Annotated in this window: 18 protein-coding genes and 2 riboswitches; of the genes, 8 read left to right on the forward strand and 10 right to left on the reverse strand. The window is 67.5% G+C overall.

Features of this window, described 5'->3' with window-relative positions; genetic code table 11:
- Positions 1-846 carry a 1-acyl-sn-glycerol-3-phosphate acyltransferase gene (locus tag K4G53_RS02215; RefSeq protein ID WP_221383863.1) on the forward strand — a complete coding sequence of 282 codons (846 nt, stop codon included), beginning with the start codon at positions 1-3 and terminating at the stop codon, positions 844-846.
- A gap of 31 nt (positions 847-877) precedes the next feature.
- Here the strand turns inward: K4G53_RS02215 and K4G53_RS02220 are convergent, their stop codons facing one another.
- From K4G53_RS02220 to K4G53_RS02230, 3 genes are all read right to left on the reverse strand, one after another.
- Positions 878-1,927, reverse strand: a complete 1,050-nt coding sequence (locus tag K4G53_RS02220) for a GNAT family N-acetyltransferase (protein ID WP_221383864.1) — start codon at positions 1,925-1,927, stop codon at positions 878-880.
- Positions 1,928-1,929: 2 nt separating this feature from the next.
- The gene (locus tag K4G53_RS02225) at positions 1,930-3,315 is read right to left on the reverse strand and encodes a glycine--tRNA ligase (RefSeq protein WP_221383865.1); all 1,386 of its coding nucleotides are present in this window, start codon (positions 3,313-3,315) and stop codon (positions 1,930-1,932) included.
- 130 nt (positions 3,316-3,445) lie between these two features.
- Complete coding sequence (locus K4G53_RS02230) at positions 3,446-4,435, reverse strand: DMT family transporter (RefSeq protein WP_221383866.1); 990 nt, start codon at positions 4,433-4,435, stop codon at positions 3,446-3,448.
- 32 nt (positions 4,436-4,467) lie between these two features.
- Between K4G53_RS02230 and K4G53_RS02235 the strand changes: the two genes are divergently transcribed.
- A complete protein-coding gene (locus tag K4G53_RS02235; RefSeq protein ID WP_221383867.1) occupies positions 4,468-4,701 on the forward strand; it encodes an RNA-binding S4 domain-containing protein in 234 nt (77 codons plus the stop codon).
- 37 nt (positions 4,702-4,738) lie between these two features.
- On the opposite strand, the gene K4G53_RS02240 is transcribed toward K4G53_RS02235, so the two are convergent.
- Complete coding sequence (locus tag K4G53_RS02240) at positions 4,739-5,389, reverse strand: alpha/beta hydrolase (protein WP_221383868.1); 651 nt, start codon at positions 5,387-5,389, stop codon at positions 4,739-4,741.
- Between the two features lie 134 nt (positions 5,390-5,523).
- On the opposite strand from K4G53_RS02240, the gene K4G53_RS02245 reads away from it, so the two are divergent.
- A complete protein-coding gene (locus tag K4G53_RS02245) occupies positions 5,524-6,321 on the forward strand; it encodes an SGNH/GDSL hydrolase family protein (protein ID WP_260323120.1) in 798 nt (265 codons plus the stop codon).
- A gap of 49 nt (positions 6,322-6,370) precedes the next feature.
- Complete coding sequence (locus K4G53_RS02250; protein ID WP_221383870.1) at positions 6,371-6,931, forward strand: hypothetical protein; 561 nt, start codon at positions 6,371-6,373, stop codon at positions 6,929-6,931.
- 97 nt (positions 6,932-7,028) lie between these two features.
- Here K4G53_RS02250 and K4G53_RS02255 read toward each other — a convergent pair whose 3' ends face one another.
- Together K4G53_RS02255 and mmsB are read right to left on the reverse strand one after the other, a co-directional pair.
- Positions 7,029-8,513 carry a CoA-acylating methylmalonate-semialdehyde dehydrogenase gene (locus K4G53_RS02255; RefSeq protein WP_221383871.1) on the reverse strand — a complete coding sequence of 495 codons (1,485 nt, stop codon included), beginning with the start codon at positions 8,511-8,513 and terminating at the stop codon, positions 7,029-7,031.
- Between the two features lie 30 nt (positions 8,514-8,543).
- Positions 8,544-9,464, reverse strand: coding sequence for a 3-hydroxyisobutyrate dehydrogenase (gene mmsB, locus K4G53_RS02260; protein ID WP_221383872.1), 921 nt, complete (start codon positions 9,462-9,464; stop codon positions 8,544-8,546).
- A gap of 138 nt (positions 9,465-9,602) precedes the next feature.
- Between mmsB and K4G53_RS02265 the strand changes: the two genes are divergently transcribed.
- A complete protein-coding gene (locus tag K4G53_RS02265) occupies positions 9,603-10,511 on the forward strand; it encodes a LysR family transcriptional regulator (RefSeq protein ID WP_308287801.1) in 909 nt (302 codons plus the stop codon).
- A 3-nt stretch (positions 10,512-10,514) separates the two neighbouring features.
- Here K4G53_RS02265 and K4G53_RS02270 read toward each other — a convergent pair whose 3' ends face one another.
- The 4 genes from K4G53_RS02270 to K4G53_RS02285 all read right to left on the reverse strand — a co-directional run bounded on the left by K4G53_RS02270 (position 10,515) and on the right by K4G53_RS02285 (position 15,896).
- A complete protein-coding gene (locus tag K4G53_RS02270) occupies positions 10,515-11,657 on the reverse strand; it encodes a zinc-binding dehydrogenase (RefSeq protein ID WP_221383873.1) in 1,143 nt (380 codons plus the stop codon).
- An 11-nt stretch (positions 11,658-11,668) separates the two neighbouring features.
- Positions 11,669-13,051 carry an MFS transporter gene (locus tag K4G53_RS02275; protein WP_221383874.1) on the reverse strand — a complete coding sequence of 461 codons (1,383 nt, stop codon included), beginning with the start codon at positions 13,049-13,051 and terminating at the stop codon, positions 11,669-11,671.
- 178 nt (positions 13,052-13,229) lie between these two features.
- Positions 13,230-14,345: a homoserine O-acetyltransferase gene (locus K4G53_RS02280; RefSeq protein WP_221383875.1), complete on the reverse strand. Its 1,116-nt coding sequence runs from the start codon at positions 14,343-14,345 to the stop codon at positions 13,230-13,232.
- Positions 14,346-14,357: 12 nt separating this feature from the next.
- A riboswitch (SAM riboswitch) is annotated at positions 14,358-14,473 on the reverse strand.
- 97 nt (positions 14,474-14,570) lie between these two features.
- The gene (locus tag K4G53_RS02285) at positions 14,571-15,896 is read right to left on the reverse strand and encodes a bifunctional o-acetylhomoserine/o-acetylserine sulfhydrylase (RefSeq protein ID WP_221383876.1); all 1,326 of its coding nucleotides are present in this window, start codon (positions 15,894-15,896) and stop codon (positions 14,571-14,573) included.
- Between the two features lie 43 nt (positions 15,897-15,939).
- A riboswitch (SAM riboswitch) is annotated at positions 15,940-16,055 on the reverse strand.
- Between the two features lie 233 nt (positions 16,056-16,288).
- Between K4G53_RS02285 and K4G53_RS02290 the strand changes: the two genes are divergently transcribed.
- The 3 genes from K4G53_RS02290 to K4G53_RS02300 all read left to right on the forward strand — a co-directional run bounded on the left by K4G53_RS02290 (position 16,289) and on the right by K4G53_RS02300 (position 21,245).
- Positions 16,289-18,655, forward strand: coding sequence for a S8 family peptidase (locus K4G53_RS02290; protein ID WP_260323069.1), 2,367 nt, complete (start codon positions 16,289-16,291; stop codon positions 18,653-18,655).
- A 129-nt stretch (positions 18,656-18,784) separates the two neighbouring features.
- On the forward strand, positions 18,785-19,423 hold the full coding sequence (locus tag K4G53_RS02295; RefSeq protein ID WP_221383877.1) for a VOC family protein: 639 nt from the start codon (positions 18,785-18,787) through the stop codon (positions 19,421-19,423).
- A 205-nt stretch (positions 19,424-19,628) separates the two neighbouring features.
- Positions 19,629-21,245: an HNH endonuclease signature motif containing protein gene (locus K4G53_RS02300; protein ID WP_260323070.1), complete on the forward strand. Its 1,617-nt coding sequence runs from the start codon at positions 19,629-19,631 to the stop codon at positions 21,243-21,245.
- The last annotated feature ends 19 nt before the right edge of the window (positions 21,246-21,264 follow it).

A 21,264-nucleotide genomic window follows, 5' to 3' on the forward strand; every position in this document is an offset into this window, starting at 1 on the left:
ATGGCCTGGCGTCCCCCGTCGAACGACCGGTTCTACCGGTCAATGGTCCGGGCTGCGGAGTTCCTGGGCTGGGCTTTCCGGGTGCGGGTGCACAGCTCGGGCACCGAACACCTTCCCCCGCCCGGAGCCCGGCAGGGCGCCTCCCGCGTGCCGATCCCCGGCTCGGGTGCCGTCTTTGCCATCACGCACTTCGGCTACGTGGACTTCGCCGTGGCGGAGCTGCTCCTGTGGAAGCACTCCGGGGCGCAGCTGCGGTTCCTGGTCCACCAGGGCGCGGCGGACCACTGGCTCGCGGGCCCGGCCATCAGCGCCAGCGGCCACATCGTTGTGGGCTATACCGACCATTCCGGCGCGTATGATGCCGCGGTGGCGAAGCTGCGGGCCGGGGAATACCTGGCGGTGTTTCCCGAGGCCGGGGTGAGCCGGAGCTTCACGGTCCGCGAGTGCCGGACCGGGGCAGTCCGGATGGCGGCGGAAGCAGGCGTCCCGCTCATCCCGGTATCCATTTGGGGCGGGCACCGGGTGCTGACGCGCGGCCACGGATTTTCGGTCCGGCGCGGCTGGCGGGCGCCAATATGCGTCCATGTGGGCGCACCCACGTTGTTCCAGCCCGACGTCGACGTGGAGGCGGCCACCGGCACACTGCGCAGGAGCCTCCAGGCAGGGATCGACAGCTGCATCGCCGGCTTCCCGCTGCATCCTGAACCGGGCGACTGGTGGATGCCGGCGCATCTCGGCGGGGGCGCACCCACGGAAGCCGAGCGGCAACTCCTGGACGCGGCGGACGCAGCCCGCATCCGCCGTCGCCATCCCCGCGAAAAGCAGCCCCCGCCCCAGGCCACATAGCTCCGGGACGGGGGCTGCTGAGGCGGTGGGCCTAGTCCGAGACCACCAGGGTTTCCGCGGCAGCAAGGCGCGCTTTACCGCTCTCCAGCAGCGGCTCGACAGCTGCACGCAGGGCCGCCATGGAGTCGTCGAGTTCCAGCATCACAGGGTGCTGATACGCGATGAGCGCCAGGATGTCGCGGACGGCCTCGGCTGCGTCGTCGGCCGGCAGCGACGGCTCGTGCCCCACGAAGACGTCAGTGGGAGCTTCCCGCCCCGAAGGCTCCGTCCCCTGGTTGTCCATATGGGGCGCGGCGTCCGGGTCCGCGGGCGCCGCATAGCTGACGGCGAACGCGCGGATCCGCCCCTTCTTGCCCGGCGCAACGCCCGCGCCGAACGCCGACTCCGGCTGGGCCCGCAGCACGATGGCACCGTGGGCTCCCGTGAGCTCGTCGAGGAACAGCTTCTGCACCTGCCCCACTGACAGCACCCCAGGCGAATCCCAGGCGTGGACTGACGTGTAGTACCGTCCCACCACGTCGGTCAGCTCGACGGAGCCGGTGGCGAGGTCCATGACGACGTCGGACCCGGCGTTTTCACCGCTGACGGGCCGGCCGCCGTAGTCCTTGTCCGGGAACACGGGAAGCTTCAGGGCGCCGGGTTCCACGACCACCAGGCGGGAGCGCTGGATGGGTTTGAGCCCAAAGGCTTCAGCGAAGGCGGCGCCGGCGGTGCCAGGCTCCACCTTGGCCCGCAGCCTGCTGACGCCCGACGGCGCGTCGGCGGCTTCGCGGCGCAGCATGGTCAGCAGCGTGGCGCCGATGCCGGTGCGGCGGTGGTCGCGCGCCACTTCGACGTAGGCCCACAGGCGTTCCGGGTGCAGGGAGGCTTCATACACGACGCCGGCGGCGACGGGAATGCCGACGCCGTCAACGACGTCCTCGGCCACGATGCAGCGGCGCCACGGGGTCCCGTTCGTCCCGTTGGAGGACGGCGCCAGGGCGCCGCGGAACTGCCGGGCCTGTGCGGTGTCCGGGTCGCCCCAGATTTCCAGGAGCGCAAGGTCGTCGCCGTCCCGCCATTCGCGGTAGTCGATGGCCATGCTCAGGCGCCGATCAGCCGTGCGGCCAGGTAGCCTTCCACCTTGTCCAGGGAGACGCGTTCCTGGCTCATGGTGTCCCGCTCGCGGATGGTCACGGCCTGGTCCTCGAGGGTGTCGAAGTCCACGGTGATGCAGAACGGCGTGCCGATTTCGTCCTGGCGGCGGTAGCGGCGGCCGATGGCGCCGGCGTCGTCGAAGTCGATGTTCCAGTTCTTCCGCAGCTGCGCGCCGAGGTCCTTGGCCTTCGGGGACAGGTCCTCGTTGCGGCTCAGCGGCAGCACGGCGGCCTTGACCGGGGCCAGGCGCGGGTCCAGCTTCAGCACGGTGCGGACGTCCACGCCGCCCTTGGCGTTGGGGGCCTCGTCCTCGGTGTACGCGTCAACCAGGAACGCCATGAAGGAGCGGGTCAGGCCGGCCGCGGGCTCGATGACGTACGGGATGTAGCGCTCGTTGGTGGCCTGGTTGAAGTAGCTCAGGTCCGTGCCGGAGGCCTTGGCGTGCGTGGAGAGGTCGAAGTCGGTGCGGTTGGCGATGCCTTCCAGCTCGCCCCACTCCGAGCCCTGGAAGCCGAAGCGGTACTCAATGTCCGTGGTGCCCTTGGAGTAGTGGCTGAGCTTTTCCTTCGGGTGCTCAAAGAAGCGCAGGTTCTCCTCGCGGATGCCCAGGCCGGTGTACCAGGCCATGCGCTCGTTCATCCAGTACTTGTGCCACTCTTCATCCGTGCCGGGCTCGACGAAGAACTCCATCTCCATCTGCTCGAACTCACGGGTGCGGAAGATGAAGTTGCCGGGCGTGATCTCGTTGCGGAAGGACTTGCCGATCTGGCCGATGCCGAACGGAGGCTTCTTCCGGGACGTGGTGAGCACGTTGTTGAAGTTCACGAAAATGCCCTGGGCGGTTTCGGGGCGCAGGTAGTGCAGGCCTTCCTCGCTGGCCACCGGGCCCAGGTAGGTCTTGAGCAGGCCGGAGAACTCCTGCGGCTCGGTCCACTGGCCGCGGGTGCCGCAGTTGGCGCAGGCAATGTCCTTCAGGCCGTTCTCCGCAGGGCGGCCCTTCTTTTCCTCGTACTCTTCCTCGAGGTGGTCCGCACGGTAGCGCTTGTGGCAGGAGAGGCACTCCACCAGGGGGTCGGAGAAGACCTCGACGTGCCCGGAGGCTTCCCATACCTGGCGCGGCAGGATCACGGAGGAGTCCAGGCCCACCACGTCCTCGCGGCCGCGGACCATGGACTGCCACCACTGGCGCTTGATGTTTTCCTTCAACTCGGCACCGAGGGGCCCGTAGTCCCAGGCAGACCGCGAACCGCCGTAGATCTCACCGGCCTGGAACACGAAGCCCCTCCGCTTGGAGAGGGAAATGACCTGGTCGAGGACGGATTTTGCTGCCATGGGGGTAACTCCAATTTCTACAGGGCCGCTGGGTGCGGTCCGCGGTTGTCAGGCCCCGGCTGCTGCCTGCCTGTGGCACAGGGGCAACGGGCGGGGCGGATCGGGGAAGATGCGTCAAAAGCTGCGTGTCCTAGCCTACCGGCCGGCGCCTCCGCAGCGCTCCCCTGGGCCAGGGCAGGGTGGCCAGGACGATGGCGCCCAGCGTCAGCAGCGTGCCGAGCACGGTGGCGGGGGCCACAACGGTGCCTGGCGCGGGCAGCGCCAGGTCCAGGGCGAGCGAGCCCAACAGCTGCCCGGCGATCATGCCCAGCCCCGTGACCAGAACACCGAGGCTGCGGACCAGCAGCGCCCCCAGGCCGATGAAGACGCAGCCCATGGGGCCCCCGAGGTAGTACCACCACTCGGCAGGCAGCGGGTTTCCGGGGCCGGCCACCGCCGTCTTCACCGCGAGCGCTGTCCAGAGCACGATGCAGCCGGCCACGAAGTTGACCAGCGTGGCGGCGATCGGAGTGCCGTAGTGCACGGTGGCTGTGCCGTTCATCGCCTGCTGGAAGCTCATGAGGAAGCCTGCCGCCACCGGCAGCAGGAGGGGAAGCAGCAGCCCGGCGGCCCCTTCCCCCGGGCCTCCACTGCTGAACCGGGGCGAGACCGCCCAGGCGACGGCGGCAATGGTCAACAGGCAGCCGATGATCCGGATGCCCGTCACGGACTTCTTCCCGGCCGGCCCGATCCCCAGCCGGTCCACCAGGAGGCCGCTCACGGTCTGCCCGGTGACCGTGGCGACGGTGAACAGGGCCACGCCGAGGATGCCCACGGTGAAGGACTGGGCAAAGACGAACAGTGCTCCGATGGCACCGGCCACCACGTAAATGCGGGGAAAGGCGCGGCTGCGCACGGCCGGGAGGATCCTTGCCAGGCCGGCCCGGCCGCGCGGCAGCACCAGGGAAATGATGATCATGACCAGCAGTCCTGTGCTGAAACTCACGGCAGCGGCGGCGATCCCGTCACCGAGCCGGGCACCAAGGGCCCCGTTAATGCGGCCCTGGACGGGGATGGCAAGGCCGGAACCCACAGCCAGGGGAAGACCTGCCAGGACCGGCAGGCGGGAAGGGGAAGTCATTGGATCCACTGTAGTTCAGGCATTATTGCTCTATGAGCAACCCCATTGACGACGTCCCCATCCGCGACAGCATGATCCGCCTGGGGCAGCTGCTGAAGCTGGCCAACCTCGTGGAGGACGGCGTGGAGGCAGCGGAGCTGATCAAGAACGGTCTGGTCAAGGTCAATGGCGGGATCGAGGACCGCCGCGGCCGCCAGCTGCACAACGGCGACACCGTCACCGTGAACGGCCAGAGCGTCCGCGTCGTCGCGCCGGAGGCTGGCTGACGTTCCCCCGAAAGCCGGCCGCCCGCCGTCGTACTTCCTACTTCTTGAGCACCTCGTGGGTGAGGAACTCCCCCACGTGCCCGATCTCCTGCTGGTTGATCCCGTGCCACATGCCGGTGTAGAGCACCTTGGTGAGCTTGACGTGCTTGCGGACCCAGCCCATGGTGTATTCGATCTTGTCCGGGGTGATGACGGGGTCCTGCTGGTCCCGGCCCCAGAACATCGGGACGGTGCCGTCCAGTTCATCGTCCCTGAATGTGGGGTCGCCCTCCGCGTCCACCACAAAGCCTGAGAGCCCGACGACGGCAGCGAAGTCCGTGGGCCGCTGGCGCAGGAGCGTGGTTGCCATGGCCATGCCCATGGAGAACCCGAGCAAAGTGACCGACGGGTGGCCGGCCCTGATGGTGTCAATCCAGTCGAGGACGTACGCGGATGCCTTCTTGACCTGCTCCAGCGAGTAGTCGATGGACGCCGTGAGCGGGAACCAGGTGAAGCCCGGCCCCATGGCGATGGGTGCGCGGACGGACGCAACGGCGAAGTCCCCCGGCAGCAGGTCCGCCAGGCTCAGGAGGTCCTGTTCGTTGGCGCCGTAGCCGTGCAGGAGCACCAGCAGCGGCTTCCCGTCGCGCTGGCCTTCCGGGTGGGACCACAGGACAACGGGGGCAGGAAATACTTGGGCTTCAGTCATGGTTTCCATTCTTACAGTTACCGGAAAGTAGCAACCTACGTTGGCGTAGCCAGCGAACCGGAAGGCAGGATAGGACCGTGACTGACGCAAGCACCCCTCCCGCCGGTTCCCACCCCTGGACCCGGTACGTGGCAATGGGCGATTCCTTTACCGAGGGCATCGGCGACCCCGAGCCCTCAAGCCCCGGCGGCTTCCGCGGCTGGGCCGACCGCGTGGCGGAGGAGCTGGGCCGGACCCAGCCGGACTTCGCGTACGCGAACCTTGCGGTGCGTGGCAGGCTGCTGCAGCAGATCGTGGACCAGCAGCTGGCCCCGGCCCTGGAACTGAAACCGGACCTGGTAACGCTGTCCGCCGGCGGCAACGACCTGATCCGGCCCGGCGGCGATCCCGACGCCCTGGCCGAGAAACTCGACTCAGTGGTGCAGATCCTGTCCATGGGCGGCGCCACCGTGGTCCTCTTCAACGGCCCCGACACGGGTTCCTCCGTGCTCGGCAGGATCCGCAGCAAGGTGGCCATCTACAACGAGAACCTGCGGACCGTCGCCGCCCGGCACGACGCCGTCATCGCCGACATGTGGTCCCTCCGGCAGCTGGGCGACCCGCAGATGTGGGACCAGGACCGGCTGCACTTCTCCCCGCTGGGCCACCACACCATAGCTGCCATGGTGCTGGATGCACTGAACATCGACCACTCCCTCGAGCCGCTCCAGCCCAAGCCCCTGCCGCCACGCACGTGGCGCGAGGCACGGAGCGGGGACCTGGTGTGGGCGCGCGAATACTTCGTCCCGTGGGTGCTGCGCCGCCTGCGCCACCAGTCCTCCGGTGACGGCATCACCGCAAAACGTCCGACGCCGGGTCCCGTCTTCGGCCCGGGTGTTCCGTTGGGTTCGGGCGAGGGTCCCGTGGGAACCTCTGAGCCCAGCCGCCGGTAGGGCCCTGCGGGGTTAGGCTGGAGGGACAACACACGAGAGGCGCGGCACCGTGAGCAGCTTGTTTTTCTGGATCATCATCCTGTCCTTCGTCGTCCCCATGGCCATGCGCATGTACCGGCGCTCCATGGCCCGGCGGGACCGGGACCAGGGCTTCCCCGGCCAGTTCCCCGGGCCGGGCGGATTCCAGGGGCCAGGCCAATTCCCGGGCTCGAACCAGTACCCGGGGCCGGAGCAGTATCCGGGCTATGGCCAGTTCCCGGGCTCGGCGGGACCGCAGAGCAAGCAGCCCCGCGACGGCTACACCCAGCAGGACTACTTCTCCGGCGGCTTCCGCCAGCCCGGCCAGTCCCGGCCGATCGATGCCCCGCAACCGCCGCCGTACCAGTACGGGCAGCCGCCAATGCCGGACCCGCAGTACGGCGTTCCCCAGGAGCCGCCGTTCCAGCAGCAGGCACCGGGCCAGCCGTCCGGACCGGCCACTCCCCCGCCGCCTGCCGCGCCGCAGGGTTTCCGGGCCCGGAAGCTCGCGGAACTTGACCAGCAGTACAGCAACGGTGAGCTGTCGATGGAGGAGTACATGAGGCGCCGCGGCGACATCATGAACGGCTAGCCACGCCGTGGACAAACGGCCAGGGGACCGGTTTCCGGTCCCCTGGCCGTTTAATCCACCTGTTCAATCAACCGGTTTCAACCAACCGGTGGCGAAGCTAGTCCACCTGCGGGAAGCCCAGGTCGATCACCGACGTGGACGGGTCGGGCCAGCGCGTGGTCACCACCTTGCCGCGGGTGTAGAACCGGATGCTGTCCGGGCCGTACATGTGGGTGTCGCCGAACAGCGAGTTCTTCCAGCCTCCGAACGAGAAGGTGCCCACCGGGACGGGGATGGGGACGTTGACGCCCACCATGCCGGCTTCGACGTCGAACTCGAACTGCCGCGCCGCCCCGCCGTCCCGGGTGAAGATGGCCGTGCCGTTGCCGAATTCGTTGTCGTTGACCAGCCGGACGGCGTCGCTGTAGGTGTCCACGCGGACCACGGACAGGACCGGGCCGAAGATCTCGTCGTCGTACACCTTCATGCCGGGCTTGACGTGGTCCACCAGGCTCACGCCAATGAAGAAGCCGTTCGAATCGAACTGCTGCGAGCGCCCGTCAACGACAACGGTGGCCCCTTCGTCCTCCGCCCCCGCGATATAGGAGGCAACGCGTTCCCGGTGCTCCGCGGTGATCAGCGGGCCCATCTGGGAGGCGGGGTCGGTTCCCGGGCCGATCGTAAGTCCGGCCATGCGGCTGGTGATCGCACTCACCAGGTCGTCCGCGATGTTGCCTACGGCCACCAGGACGCTGACGGCCATGCAGCGTTCGCCCGCCGAGCCGTAGGCGGCGGAAACCGCAGCGTCGGCTGCCATGTCCAGGTCGGCGTCGGGAAGCACCACCATGTGGTTCTTCGCGCCGCCGAGGGCCTGCACGCGCTTGCCGTGGTCCGCTGCCCGCCGGTAGATCGACTGGGCGATGGGCGTGGAGCCGACGAAGCTCACCGCCTTGACGTCGGGATGCTCCAGCAGCACGTCGACGGCTTCCTTGTCACCCTGGACCACGTTCAGCACGCCGGCGGGCAGTCCCGCATCGGCGAAAGCCTCGGCGATGAAGACGGCGGCTGACGGGTCTTTCTCGCTGGGCTTCAGCAGCACGGTGTTGCCGCAGGCCAGCGCGCTGCCGATCATCCACAGCGGCACCATGGCCGGGAAGTTGAACGGGGTGATGCAGGCCACGACGCCCACCGGCTGGCGGACCGAGTGGACGTCGATGCCGCTGGAGACCTGCTCGGAACGCTCGCCCTTGAGCATGTGGGACAGGCCGGTGGCGAAGTCGATGTTCTCCAGGCCGCGGGAGATTTCGCCTTCCGCGTCGGAGAGGACCTTGCCGTGCTCGCTGGTGAGGATCGCGGCGAGTTCGGATTTGCGCTGGGTCAGGATTTCGCGGACGCGGAAGAAGATAGTGGTGCGCTTGGCCATGCTGGTGGCCCGCCAGGCAGGGAGCGCCGCACGGGCGGCAGCGATGGCTTCCTCCGTCCGGGCGGCGGAGGCGAGGGCCACCTGCTTCTCCTGGTCGCCCGTGGCGGGGTTGTAGACGGGACCGAAGCGCTCGGCGTCGCTGACGCGTGCGCCATTGATGTAGTGGGGAATGGTTTCCAAGGGATTCTCTTTTCCTGTGGTGCTGGAGGTCTAGTTGGCGGCGGGGGTCTGCCGCGCGGGTTCGAGCGAGCCGTCCACGAGCTTGATGATCATCGAGCAGTCCTTGCCGGCCTCACCGGCGTCGATGAGTTGCTGGAACAGTTGCTGGACGTGCTTGCCGATCTCAAGGGGCGTGCCGGTGTCCTCGGCGGCGCTGATGGCCAGACCGATGTCCTTGTTGGCCAACTCAGTGGTGAAGGTGGGCGCGAAACCATTGTTTGAGGCCGCCGTGGGAACCACGCCGGGCACCGGGTACCAGGTCCGCAGCGCCCAGGAGTCACCCGAGGAGACCGAAGCGATGTCCCAGAAGACCTGCTTATCGAGGCCCAGCCGGTCGGCGAGCACGGCACCCTCGGCGGTGGAGGCAAGGTTGATGAAGAGCATCAGGTTGTTGCAGATCTTCGCCGCCTGCCCGGTGGTGGCGCCTCCGGTGGGGATGATGTTGCCGGCCATCGGTCCGATGTAGCCGCTGGCATCCGCGACGGCCCCCTCTTCACCGCCCACCATGAAGGTCAGCGTCCCGGCCTCAGCCCCGCTCATGCCGCCCGAGACCGGGGCGTCCACGAAGCGGAAGCCGGCGGCAGCAGCGGCGTCGTGCAGCGCCTGGGCCGAGGCAATATCGATGGTGGACGAGTCGATCAACAGCGTGCGGGTGTCCGCGTGGGCCAGTACGCCGTCCCCGCCGAGGTAGACCGCCCTGGCATGTTCGCCCTTTGGCAGCATGGTGAATACCGCGTCCGCACCCTGGACAACCTCGGCAATGCTGCCTGCCGGCTTGACGCCGCCCGCCTCAGCGGCCGCCAGTGCCGCCGGGTTCAGGTCGAACCCCCGGACGTCGTGCCCGGCCTTCGCCAGGTTCACGGACATGTGGCCGCCCATGTTTCCCAGGCCGATCCAACCGATGACTGCCATGCGTAAGCTCCTTTGCTTTCCATTCCGGCGTTTGCTGCCGGCAGTTCTGTGTCAACGATCACACCCTGTTAGAGTGCAATCAAGGGGAAAAATCACAGACGCCATGTGCACTGATGCACATCGAGGGAAGGGTCCCGCGTGGACACGAGACGGCTGCCAAGCCCCGACGACCTGCTGATCCTGCTCACGGTTGCCCGCCTGGGCCGGTTCAACGCCGTGGCGGAAACGCTCGGTACCACCCACACCACCATTTCGCGCCGGATCCTGGCACTGGACAGGCAGCTGGGCGGCCGGACCCTGGAACGGAGCCCGCATGGCTGGGAGCTGACCCAGCTGGGCGCTGCAGCAGTGGAGGCGGCGGAAGCGATCGAAAACACGCTGGGCTCGCTGTCCGGCATGATCAGCCAGGACCAGAGCGCTCTCGCCGGCCTGGTCCGGGTGGCCACCACGGACGGCGTCGGGGCGGTGTTCGTCACCCCTTCCCTGGTGCGGCTGCAGCAGCAGAACCCCCAGCTGAACATCGAGATGCTTAGCGCCACGCGCAAAGTCAGCCAGAACAGATCCGGCGTTGACCTGGAGATCGTGGTGGGCAGGGCCGACGTCGCTACCGCGCAGACCATCTTCCTCAGCAACTACTACCTGCGCCTCTACGCCGGCACCGGGTATGCGGCGCGGCACGGGCTGCCGGAAACGTTGGACGACGTCGGGCAGCACGGCTTTGTCTCGTACGTCGAGTCCGCGCTCCAGGTGGAGGAGCTGGGGCACCGCTGGTCCTCCCAGCTGCCCATGCCCCGGACCAGCTTCCAGGCCACAAGCGTGTTCGCGCAGGTGGAGGCGGTGCGGCAGGGCGCCGGCATCGGGCTGTTGCCGAACTTCATGGTCGCCGGCCAGTCGGACTTCGTTCCGGTGCTGGCCGGCGACTTTGAACGGCAGCTGCCTATCTGGGCCGTGGCGCGTCCGGAATCGTTGCGCTCGGCCGCGGTGCAGGCAGTGATCGCCGCCCTGAAAGAGGAAGTGAAGGACCGCGCCGCGCTGCTGGCGGGTTAGGCCTCAGGCCTGGAAAAGCCGCCGGACCACCTGCCCGGAAGCCAGCGCGTCCAGGCCCTCGTTGATCTCGGCGAGCGGCCGGGTATCAGTGTGCAGCAGCTCCACCGGCAGCCGGCCCTCCCGCCAGTAGCCGAGGTACTTCGGGATGTCGCGCGCCGGCACGGCGTCGCCCATGTAGGAGCCCAGGAGCCGCTTACCGGCACCGGCGAACTGCAGTGCCGGGACCGTCAGCTGGGCAGACGAATGGGGCAGGCCCACCGAGACCACCGCCCCGCCACGGGTCACCTGTTCCAGGCAGGAGGCGATCACCCCGGCGGAACCCACCGCTTCGACCGCAACGTCCACCCCGTCACCGGAAGCCTCCGCGATGAGGCCGGCAGCCTCCTCCGGTGTTCCCACTGCGGTGGCACCGGCGTCGCGGGCCAGCTGGTGCTTGCCGGGGTTCGGATCGATCGCGATCACGCTGGCGGCGCCGGCAATACGGGCCGCCATGACGGCGGAAAGACCCACCGCGCCCAGGCCGAAGACGGCCACCGAGTGTCCGGGACCGACGTCGGCGGTGTTCAGCACGGCACCCATCCCGGTGAGCACGGCGCATCCGAACATCGCCGCGACAGTGTCCGGGACGTCGTCGTCGATCACCACCACCGACTCCCGCGCCACCACCGCGTAGTCGGCGAAGGCCGAAACGCCGAGGTGGTGGTTGATGCGCTCCCCCGCAGGCGTCCGCAACAGTGCTTTCCCGTGCAGCAGGTCACCGGAACCGTTGACCTCCGCCGCACGGTGGCAGAGCGCGGGCCTGCCGGACCGGCATGCCCGGCAGTCACCGCAGCTGGGGACGAAAACCAGCACCACATGGTCGCCCACGGACACGTCCACCACGCCCTCGCCTACCGACACCACGCGTCCCACCGCCTCGTGGCCCAGGGCCATGGGAAGCGGGCGGACCCGGGAACCATCCACCACGGAGAGATCCGAATGGCACAGGCTGGAGTAGGTGATGGCAACGCCCAGCTCGCCGGCGCGGGGCTTGGGCGACTCCAGTTCCTCCACCACCAGCGGGCGGGCAGCCGCGTAGCCGGGCTGCCCCGTTCCTGCTCCCGGGGCGGGGGCAGGAACGGTGGAATACAGGACGGCGGCCTTCATGCGGGTCCCGCCTACTTCTTGTTGGCGGCGAGCAGGTCCGCGGTGCCCTGGGCGTCCGCCGCGTCCACGTCGCGGAGCGAGATGCCGCGGGTTTCCTTCAGGAAGAAGACGGCGACGGCGGTGACGGCACAGGCGAGGAGCAGGTAGATCGCCACGGGCAGGGAGGACTTGTAGGTGCCCAGGAGCGAGGCGGCGATGATCGGAGCCAGGGAACCGGCCACGATCGAGGTCACCTGGTAGCCCAGGGAGACCCCGGAGTAGCGCATGCGGGTGGGGAACATTTCCGCCATGATGGCCGGCTGGCCTGCGTACATGAAGGCGTGGAACACCAGCCCGATCATGATGGCGGCGAGGATGACGAAGTCGTTCTTGGTGTCCATCATGGGGAAGGCGAAGAAGCCCCAGGTGGCGGCCATGACGGCGCCGGCCAGGTAGACGGGCCTGCGGCCCAGGCGGTCAGAGAGCCTTCCGACCACCGGCACGACGGCGAAATGCAGGGCGTGCGCCAGGAGCAGCAGGAGGAGGATGCGCGTGGTGTCGGCCTGGACCACCGTCTTCAGGTACGTGATGGAGAACGTCACTACAAGGTAGTAGAGGATGTTCTCGGCGAAGCGCAGGCCCATGGCGGTGAAGACGCCCCTCGGGTAGCGCCGGAAGACTTCGGCCACGCCGTAGCCTTTGTGGCCGGCGTCGACTTCCTTGCGGGCCTCCAGGAAGATCGGGGCGTCGTTGACCTTGGTGCGGATGTAGTAGCCGATCAGGACGATAACCGCCGACAGCCAGAACGCCACGCGCCAGCCCCACCCGAGGAAGGCGTCCTGGGTCAGGGTGGAGGACAGGATGAACAGCACGGCGGTGGCGAGCAGGTTGCCCAGCGGAACGGCGGACTGCGGCCAGCTGGCCCAGAAACCGCGGGACTTGCTGGGGCTGTGCTCTGCGACGAGGAGGACGGCGCCGCCCCATTCACCACCAACGGCGAAGCCCTGGGCGAACCGGAGGATCACCAGCAGCGCGGGCGCCCAGTAGCCGATCTGCTGGAACGTGGGCAGGCAGCCCATCAGGAACGTGGAAACGCCCACCAGGATGATGCTCAGCTGCAGCAGCTGCTTCCGGCCGAACTTGTCGCCGAAATGGCCAAAGACGATGCCGCCGATGGGACGGGCCACGAAGCCCACGGCGTAGGTGAGGAAGGCGGCGATAATGCCGTCCAGTTCCGTGCCGGCATTGGGGAAGAAGGCCTTCCCGAAGACCAGCGTGGCGGCGGAGGCGTAGAGGAAGAACTCGTACCATTCCACGACCGTTCCGGCCATGGATGCCGTAACCACTTTCTTCAGGCCTGAGGCCTTGACATCGGTTTCCTCTGTGCGCCTTGCGGCGGAGCTTTCCGTACTCATGCGAACTCCTTCGGCGTCGTCGTCGACGCCACTGGGACCAGTCGATGGCAGCCGGGTGTGATGCACACCACGAATGCCGGATTTTTTGAGTATGGTCTGCCTGCGATGCAACCTCAACGCCGATTAGTGCAGAAGGCATCTGCATAATTGCACATGCGGAGCGGAAACCGGGGCTGCGCTAGACGAGGAAAGTGGTCCGCAGCTGGTGTCCGAGCTGACCGATTTCGGTCAGGAACCCGTCGTGCCCGATCGGCGCCTGGATGACGTGGACGTCAACGTCACCCGGAAGTGCCTGCGCCAGTTCCTTTGACTGGGACGGGAAGTAGAGCCGGTCCGAGTCCACGGCGGCCACGAAGAAGCGGGCGCTGGCGACGGCCAGCGTCTCGGCCAGGGTCCCGCGGCCCCGGCAGACGTCGTGGCTCATCAGCGCCTCGGTGAGCGCAATGTAGCTGTTGGCGTCAAAGCGCCGGACGAGCTTGTTGCCCTGGTGGTCCAGGTAGCTTTCCACCTGGTAGCGGCCACGCGCAGCGAGCACTTCACCCTGCAGCGGCGACTCGGGCACCTGGGCGGCACGGCCGAACCGGCCTTCCAGTTCCGCCGCTGACCGATAGGTGATGTGGGCGATGCGCCTCGCCAGCGCCAGCCCGTCTTCCGGGCAGGGACCGCCGTAGTAGTCGCCGCCGTTGAAGTTGGGGTCCTGCCGGATGGCGAGGGTCTGCGCCTGGGCGAACGCGATCTGTTCGGCCGTGCTGGCTGCGCCAACGGAGATCACTGCGCAGCGCTGCACACGCTCGGGGTAGGTCACGGCCCACTCCAGGGCGCGGGCACCGCCCATGGAACCGCCAAGGACGGCGTACCAAGTGCTGATTCCCAGCTGGTCCGCCAGCCGGGCCTCAGCCACAGTGCTGTCCCGGAGTGTCACCAGCGGGAAGCGCGAACCCCAGGGGCGCCCGTCCGGAGCAGGTGAGGACGGTCCGGTGGAGCCGTAGCAGCCGCCCACGATGTTGATGGACACCACGAAGAACTTGTCCGTATCGACCGGCGCGCCGGGTCCGGCCAGCTGCTCCCACCAGCCTTCCTCATCGGTGTCGCCGCGGGTCACGTGGGTGCTGCCGGTGAGGGCGTGTTCGATCAGGACCGCGTTGCTGCCGTCGGCGTTCAGCGTGCCCCAGGTTTCGTAGGCCAGGGTGACGTCGGGCAGGTAGCCGCCTGCTTCCAGCTCGAGCCCTCCGATGGAGGCATAGCGGACAATTCCGTGTTCGGGGATGGTGGTACGGGCGACGGTAACCGTCATGGCAGGACCTCTTCTACGCGCTTGCCCACCGTCGTCTGACCGGCAGGCCAGGTCTTCACCCGGGGCACCCCACCGCGGAAGGAGGGTTGCCGGCCAGCAAGCCGGGGCTGTCACTGGCACTCATGACCTGGTTCGAGTGTACGAAATACACCCCGCTCCGGACCAAGAGTGTGACTGGTTGTGACTTTCCCCGGCCTGCCGGCTGCACGCTTTTCACGGTGCGCGCTACACCCCTGCTGCGCCCTTGGCTGCGCGGAAGCCCGCTTCAAGGTCGGCGAGGATGTCATCGATGTGCTCCAGGCCCACGGAGAGGCGGACCAGGCCGGGGCTCACGCCGGCAACTTCCTGCTGTTCCGGCGAGAGCTGGCTGTGGGTTGTCGACGCCGGGTGGATGACGAGCGAGCGGACGTCACCGATGTTGGCCACGTGGGAGTGCAGTTCCAGGGCGTCCACGAAGCGCTTGCCGGCCTCGGCGCCGCCTGCGAGGTTGAAGGCGACGACGGCGCCGGTCCCCTTGGGACCGTACTTCCGGCCGCGCTCGTACCACGGGCTGGAGGGCAGGCCCGCGTAGGCGACGGATTCGACGTCGTCCCTTCCTTCCAGCCAGCGCGCCACTTCGGTGGCGTTGGCAACATGGCGTTCCACGCGCAGGCTCAAGGTCTCCAGTCCTTGGGAAATCAGGAAGGCGTTGAAGGGCGAAACTGCCGATCCAAGGTCGCGCAGCAGCTGGACACGGGCCTTGAGGATGTAGGAAAGGTTGGCCCCCAGCGCACCACCCTCCCCCAGGTCACGGGCGTAGACGAGGCCGTTGTAGGTGGGGTCCGGGGTGTTGAAGCCGGGGAACCGTTCCGGATCCTTGCTGAAATCGAACTTGCCCGAATCGACGATGACGCCGGCGATGGCCGCTCCGTGGCCGCCCAGGTATTTCGTGGCCGAGTGGATCACAATGTCCGCTCCCCACTCCAGGGGACGGATGAGGTACGGGGTGGACAAGGTGTTGTCCACGATCAAGGGGACGCCCGCCTGGTGCGCCACCTGCGAGATGCCTTCGATGTCCAGGACATCCTGGCGGGGGTTGGAGACCACCTCGCCGAAGAAGAGCTTGGTGTTCGGCTGGACGGCCTCGCGCCACTGGTCAAGGTTGTCCGGGTCGGCCACGAACGTCACGGAAATGCCGAACTTCTTGAGCGTGTGCGCAAACAGGTTATACGTGCCGCCGTAGAGGCTGGGGCTGGCCACGATGTGGTCACCGGCCTCGGCGATGTTCAGGACGGCGAACGTTTCGGCCGCCTGCCCGGAGCTCAGCAGCAGGGCGGCGAGGCCGCCTTCGAGGCTGGCGATCCGCTGCTCCACGGCGTCCTGGGTAGGGTTGCCGATCCTTGTGTAGATAGGCGCCAACTCGGCCAGCGCGAAACGGTTGGCAGCGCTTTCTGCCGTGGGGAAGACGAAGGACGTGGTCTGGTAGATGGGAAGCGCACGGGCGCCCGTGGCGCTGTCCGCTTCCTGCCCTGCGTGGATCTGGCGGGTTTCGAAGGACCATCCGTTGGACATTCAAGGCTCCTTTGACATGGGCCCGGCATGCTGGGAGCACCTCGGGCCGCGCTTGCTCTCCGGCCGTTGCCGGACAACCAGGTCCTCACCCGGGGCACCCCACCGCGGATGGAGGGTTGCCGGCCAGCGAGCCGGGGCTTGGTGCTGGCACTCATGACCTGGGCCCAGTGTAGGAACAGAGCCGCGGTTGGGAACAGGATTGTGACGAACATGGTCCCGCTCCGGGCCGCCGATGCGGTCTTTCCCTGCCTCCCCGGAAGTTTCGCCAAAGTTCCACAGGGAACCCGCAGGATTGACCGAGGTTCGGCTTTTGTACCCCGCCTGTCGGATAAATTCGCTGTGGGAAAGTTCCACAGCACAGTTCTCCAACGCACAAAAGGATCGGGATTCCGTTGCCCCAATTGTTCCGCCAGGCTCTCCGCACCGTCCTGCCATCTTTGGCTGTTGGCCTCGCCACCCTGGCAGGCGGGCTCGCGTCCCCGCCCACCGCGTCGGCGGCACCCGCCGCGCCCGCCCCGCCCGAAGCAAGCGACAACGGGCGCTACCTCGTACGTTTCGCGGCCGGGGCGGATGTCGCCGGCGAGGCGCGGTCCCTCCGCGCCCAGGGGATCGGCGTCGCCCGTACGTTTGAAACGGCACTGAAGGGCGCGGCCGTCCAGGCGACCGCCGCGCAGGCCGCCGCCCTGGTCCGTTCCGGGCGGGCGACCGCCGTTGAACCGGACTACGCCGTCACAGTTTCAGACACGCAGCGGAATGCGCCCTGGGGACTGGACCGCACCGACCAACTGGCCCTTCCGCTGTCCGGAACCTACACGCCCCCGGCTTCCGGGCAGGGCGTCAGCGTCTACGTGGTGGACACCGGAATCCTCGCGTCGCACGTCGACTTCGGCGGCCGGGTTGCACAAGGGTGGACCGCGAAGAATGACGGGCTGGGAACAAACGACTGCAACGGCCACGGAACGCACGTGGCAGGGACCATCGCGGGCTCTGTTTACGGTATGGCCAAATCCGCCACCCTCATTCCGGTGCGGGCACTCGCATGCGACGGCTCCGGCCTTTACTCTGATGTGATTGCGGGCCTCGACTGGGTGGCTGCCAACCACCGCGACGGAACACCGGCCGTGGTGAACCTGAGCATCGGCGGACCGGCGAGCAATACCCTCGACGCCGCGGTGCAGGCGGTCATCGGTGATGGCATTCCTGCGGTTGTTGCTGCGGGGAACAGCGCCGTCGATGCATGCACCACTTCCCCATCGCGCCTGCCGGCGGCCGTCACAGTCGCAGCGAGCGATTCCTCGGACCGGCAGGCAAGCTTCTCCAACTTCGGCAGTTGCGTGGACTTGTACGCCCCGGGCGTGGGCATAACGTCCACCTGGTACACCTCCTCAACCGCTACCGCTTCACTGAGCGGGACATCCATGGCAACCCCCCACGTGGCTGGCGCAGCAGCGCTCCTGCTGGCGAAGAACCCGTCGCTGACCCCGTCCCAGGTTGCCTCGACCCTGAACTCCTCCTCCGTCACTGGGACGATCGCCAATGCCAGTGCAGGAACACCGAACCGTTTGCTGCATGTGGTGCCGCCGGCGGCAAACAGCGCCGCCTCCGCTCCGGGCATGTTTTCGTCCCAGGCACCGTTCCGGCAACTCGACACCCGCTACGGCACCGGAGGCGTTAGCGGCCCCGTCGCACCAGGAGCAACCATCAACGTCCAGGTCACCGGCCGCGGAGGCATCCCAGCCACAGGCGTTTCCGCCATCGCTGTGAACATCACCGCCACCGAACCCACCAGCTACGGAAACATCACCATCCACGCCGGCGGCACCTCCGCCCCCGGAACCTCCAACCTGAACTTCAACCCCGGAGAAACCACACCCAACCTCGTCATCACCCCCGTCGGCAGCGACGGAACAATCGCCCTGACCAACAACTCCAGCGGCACCGTCCACCTCATCGCCGACACCTCCGGCTACTACATCGCCGGAAGCGCCATCGACCCAGGCGCCTTTTCGTCCCAGGCACCGTTCCGGCAACTCGACACCCGCTACGGCACCGGAGGCGTTAGCGGCCCCGTCGCACCAGGAGCAACCATCAAGGTCCAGGTCACCGGCCGCGGAGGCATCCCAGCCACAGGCGTTTCCGCCATCGCTGTGAACATCACCGCCACCGAACCCACCAGCTACGGAAACATCACCATCCACGCCGGCGGCACCTCCGCCCCCGGAACCTCCAACCTGAACTTCAACCCCGGAGAAACCACACCCAACCTCGTCATCACCCCCGTCGGCAGCGACGGAACAATCGCCCTGACCAACAACTCCAGCGGCACCGTCCACCTCATCGCCGACACCTCCGGCTACTACATCGCCGGAAGCGCCATCGACCCAGGCGCCTTTTCGTCCCAGGCACCGTTCCGGCAACTCGACACCCGCTACGGCACCGGAGGCGTTAGCGGCCCCGTCGCATCAGGAGCAACCATCAAGGTCCAGGTCACCGGCCGCGGAGGCATCCCAGCCACAGGCGTTTCCGCCATCGCTGTGAACATCACCGCCACCGAACCCACCAGCTACGGAAACATCACCATCCACGCCGGCGGCACCTCCGCCCCCGGAACCTCCAACCTGAACTTCAACCCCGGAGAAACCACACCCAACCTCGTCATCACCCCCGTCGGCAGCGACGGAACAATCGCCCTGACAAACAACTCCAGCGGCACCGTCGACCTCATCGCCGACACCTCCGGCTACTACATCGCCGGCTGACAACTACCAAGGGGAGCTTCCGAGTTGGATATAGCGCTTGGTCCGGGAAAGATCCCGTGGGTGGGCGGTCGGATTCCAGTAAGGGTAACCTTAGCTGAGAGCCGGATCACAAAGTGCCAAGATGTTGGCATGCGCATGGATCACGTCTCTTACGCCTGTGAACACGATGGCCTCGCGGCCACTACCGAACGAATTTCATCTGCCCTCGGCGTTGAGGCAGTGAAGGGCGGGGTCCACCCCCGGTTCGGAACCCGGAATATGATTATCCCGCTCGCCGGGCACAAGTACCTTGAAGTTGTGGAGGTCCTGGACCACCCGGCATCGGACAAAGCCCCGTTCGGACAGGCAGTGCGTGCCCGTTCGGCAGCCGGGGGCGGCTGGATGGGCTGGTGCGTCGAAGTGGACGACCTCGCCCCCTTCGAGGAGCGCCTGGGCCGCGCCGCCGTCAACGGAAACCGCAAGTTCCCTGACGGCCGCGAACTGGTCTGGAAGCAGATCGGCATTCTGGGCCTTATTGCCGATCCCCAGGTCCCCTACATGCTCAAGTGGGAGGGTGACCCGTCGCTGCACCCGTCCAACGCCTACGAGAGCAATGTCAAGATGAGCTCCCTGACCATTGCCGGTTCCGCAGAACGCGTCACCGAATGGCTGGGCGAGCCCGTGGAGCGGCCGCTGGAAGACGTCGCGGTGGACTGGGTTGCTCCGCACGGTACTCCCGGAATCCTGTCCGTGACATTCGAAACCGCCAACGGGGCAGTCACCATCTGACCCTGCCCGCCAACCCATCCCCACTTCTCTGGGTGATGGGTCACCCGGGCGTGTGCCTGGACCAGCTTCGGCCGCCATTTGGAGGTGACAACGGCGTCACCACCAAATGGCGGCCGAATTCATTTAATTCAGCGCGGTTCGTGTCCGTGTGGGCTGAACAACCCCGACACCCTTGAATGTCACACCCCCGTTGGATGATGTTCGTATGGGAATCAGCGGCGGCGCAGTGAGCGGTTCAGGGGCGGGGATGGAGGGTGTTCGTGCCTCTGTTGCTGCCCTTGACGCGCTGTTCCTGGAGGAGGCTGCGCTTTCCTCCGCTGGCGCTGCTGATGGTCACGGTGCTGGCTCCGGTGTGGATGTGTTGCAGCGGCAGTACGGGATCCGATTGGAGCGCTTGGCCGGGTATTCGAAGCTGGAGGCAATGATTGCCGCCGCTAAAGCGCAGGACGCGGCCGATTCCATCCGGATCCAGCAGGCCATGACGCCGCCGGAGGCGTCCGTGCAGGAGCGCACCTATGCGGAGATGTCCGCGGTGGAGGAGATCGCCGGGGTCCTGACCATCAGCTCGGCAGCCGCCGGTGCTTTCGTCCACCAGTCGCAGCAGGTCTGTTCGCTGCCGCCGGTCATGGACGCACTGGCCGCCGGGGCCATCTCGTGGCAGCACGCGCGCGTCGTCGTGGATGAAGCTGAGGGCCTCAGCCCTGCCGGGGCGGCCTCGTTGGTGGCGCACTTTTTCGACCCGGACGCCCCGAACCCTGCCCGCGGCGCCGTGCCCGGGAAACTTGTGCCGTCCCGGTTCCGGGCCAAGGCCCGTACCTGGCGGGAACGCCACCACCCCGAATCGATCGAGACCCGCCACACCAAAGGAGCCGCCGACCGGCGGATGGAATACCGGCCCGACCGGGACGGCATGGCCCGGGTGACGCTCTACCTCCCCGGCGACACCGCCTCCGCGATCTGGAACCGCACCACCGCCACCGCCCGCGGCCTCCAAGGCCCCGATGAACCCCGTACCCTCACCCAGCTCCGTCCCGACATCGCCGCCAGCCTGCTCCTCGGTGCCGGAACCATCAACTCCGGCGACACCGGCTCCGGCTCCGGCGATGGCAGTTCCCCGCAACCAGGAACCACGGCCCTCGGCCAGGTTCCCGTCCCGAGGGCTGATGTGCTGGTGACTGTGCCGGTGTTCTCCCTCCTCGGCCTCACCGACGAACCCGCCGAACTCGACGGCCACGGACCGATCCCCGCCTCCATAGCACGGCGGCTGGTCGCGGACGGCGCCGACTCCTTCTACCGCGTCCTCGTCGACCCCCGCGACGGCGCACCCCTGGAAATCGGCCGCAGAAGCTACCGGCTCCCCGAGACAATCAAACGCTGGATCAGGATGCGCGACGGCAAATGCACCTTCCCCGGCTGCACCAACCGATCACTGGACAACGACACAGACCACCTCACCGCCTGGCACAACGGCGGAGAAACCGGCGCCTCCAACCTGGGACAACTCTGCCCGAAACACCACCGGCTCAAACACGCCAGCGGCTGGACCCCCACCCCCGCCACCACCAACGAACCACCCGGCTGGACCTCCCCAACCGGCCGCACCTACAACCCCGAACAACACGACCCCAAACCAACCCACTGGCCTCATGGTGCACTGTCCCTTGACATCAATCCGCCACCCGAAGAACCACCCGGCGGCAACTTGCTCGACCCTGATGACCTCTGCCCCGCAGACCCGCTGTGGGAGGAGTTTTACACTCTGCCCTACGTGTTGCCACCGGACCCGCAGGCGGCCTGGTGGTCGCTCTGGGCGGAAGGGTAAAGGGCTCCGGCAGGTGGCG

This window comes from Arthrobacter sp. MAHUQ-56 (genome assembly GCF_019710585.1).
Taxonomy (GTDB): domain Bacteria; phylum Actinomycetota; class Actinomycetes; order Actinomycetales; family Micrococcaceae; genus Arthrobacter.

What these genes read in the sequence shown, in the direction of transcription:
- K4G53_RS02215 (WP_221383863.1), top strand. Translation starts at nt 1, where the DNA reads ATGGCCTGGCGTCCCCCGTCGAACGACCGGTTCTACCGGTCAATGGTC.
- K4G53_RS02225 (WP_221383865.1), bottom strand. Translation starts at nt 3,315, where the DNA reads ATGGCAGCAAAATCCGTCCTCGACCAGGTCATTTCCCTCTCCAAGCGG.
- K4G53_RS02270 (WP_221383873.1), bottom strand. Translation starts at nt 11,657, where the DNA reads ATGAAGGCCGCCGTCCTGTATTCCACCGTTCCTGCCCCCGCCCCGGGA.
- K4G53_RS02275 (WP_221383874.1), bottom strand. Translation starts at nt 13,051, where the DNA reads ATGAGTACGGAAAGCTCCGCCGCAAGGCGCACAGAGGAAACCGATGTC.
- K4G53_RS02235 (WP_221383867.1), top strand. Translation starts at nt 4,468, where the DNA reads ATGAGCAACCCCATTGACGACGTCCCCATCCGCGACAGCATGATCCGC.
- mmsB (WP_221383872.1), bottom strand. Translation starts at nt 9,464, where the DNA reads ATGGCAGTCATCGGTTGGATCGGCCTGGGAAACATGGGCGGCCACATG.
- K4G53_RS02230 (WP_221383866.1), bottom strand. Translation starts at nt 4,435, where the DNA reads ATGACTTCCCCTTCCCGCCTGCCGGTCCTGGCAGGTCTTCCCCTGGCT.
- K4G53_RS02295 (WP_221383877.1), top strand. Translation starts at nt 18,785, where the DNA reads ATGCGCATGGATCACGTCTCTTACGCCTGTGAACACGATGGCCTCGCG.
- K4G53_RS02220 (WP_221383864.1), bottom strand. Translation starts at nt 1,927, where the DNA reads ATGGCCATCGACTACCGCGAATGGCGGGACGGCGACGACCTTGCGCTC.
- K4G53_RS02280 (WP_221383875.1), bottom strand. Translation starts at nt 14,345, where the DNA reads ATGACGGTTACCGTCGCCCGTACCACCATCCCCGAACACGGAATTGTC.
- K4G53_RS02245 (WP_260323120.1), top strand. Translation starts at nt 5,524, where the DNA reads ATGGGCGATTCCTTTACCGAGGGCATCGGCGACCCCGAGCCCTCAAGC.
- K4G53_RS02240 (WP_221383868.1), bottom strand. Translation starts at nt 5,389, where the DNA reads ATGACTGAAGCCCAAGTATTTCCTGCCCCCGTTGTCCTGTGGTCCCAC.
- K4G53_RS02285 (WP_221383876.1), bottom strand. Translation starts at nt 15,896, where the DNA reads ATGTCCAACGGATGGTCCTTCGAAACCCGCCAGATCCACGCAGGGCAG.
- K4G53_RS02300 (WP_260323070.1), top strand. Translation starts at nt 19,629, where the DNA reads ATGGGAATCAGCGGCGGCGCAGTGAGCGGTTCAGGGGCGGGGATGGAG.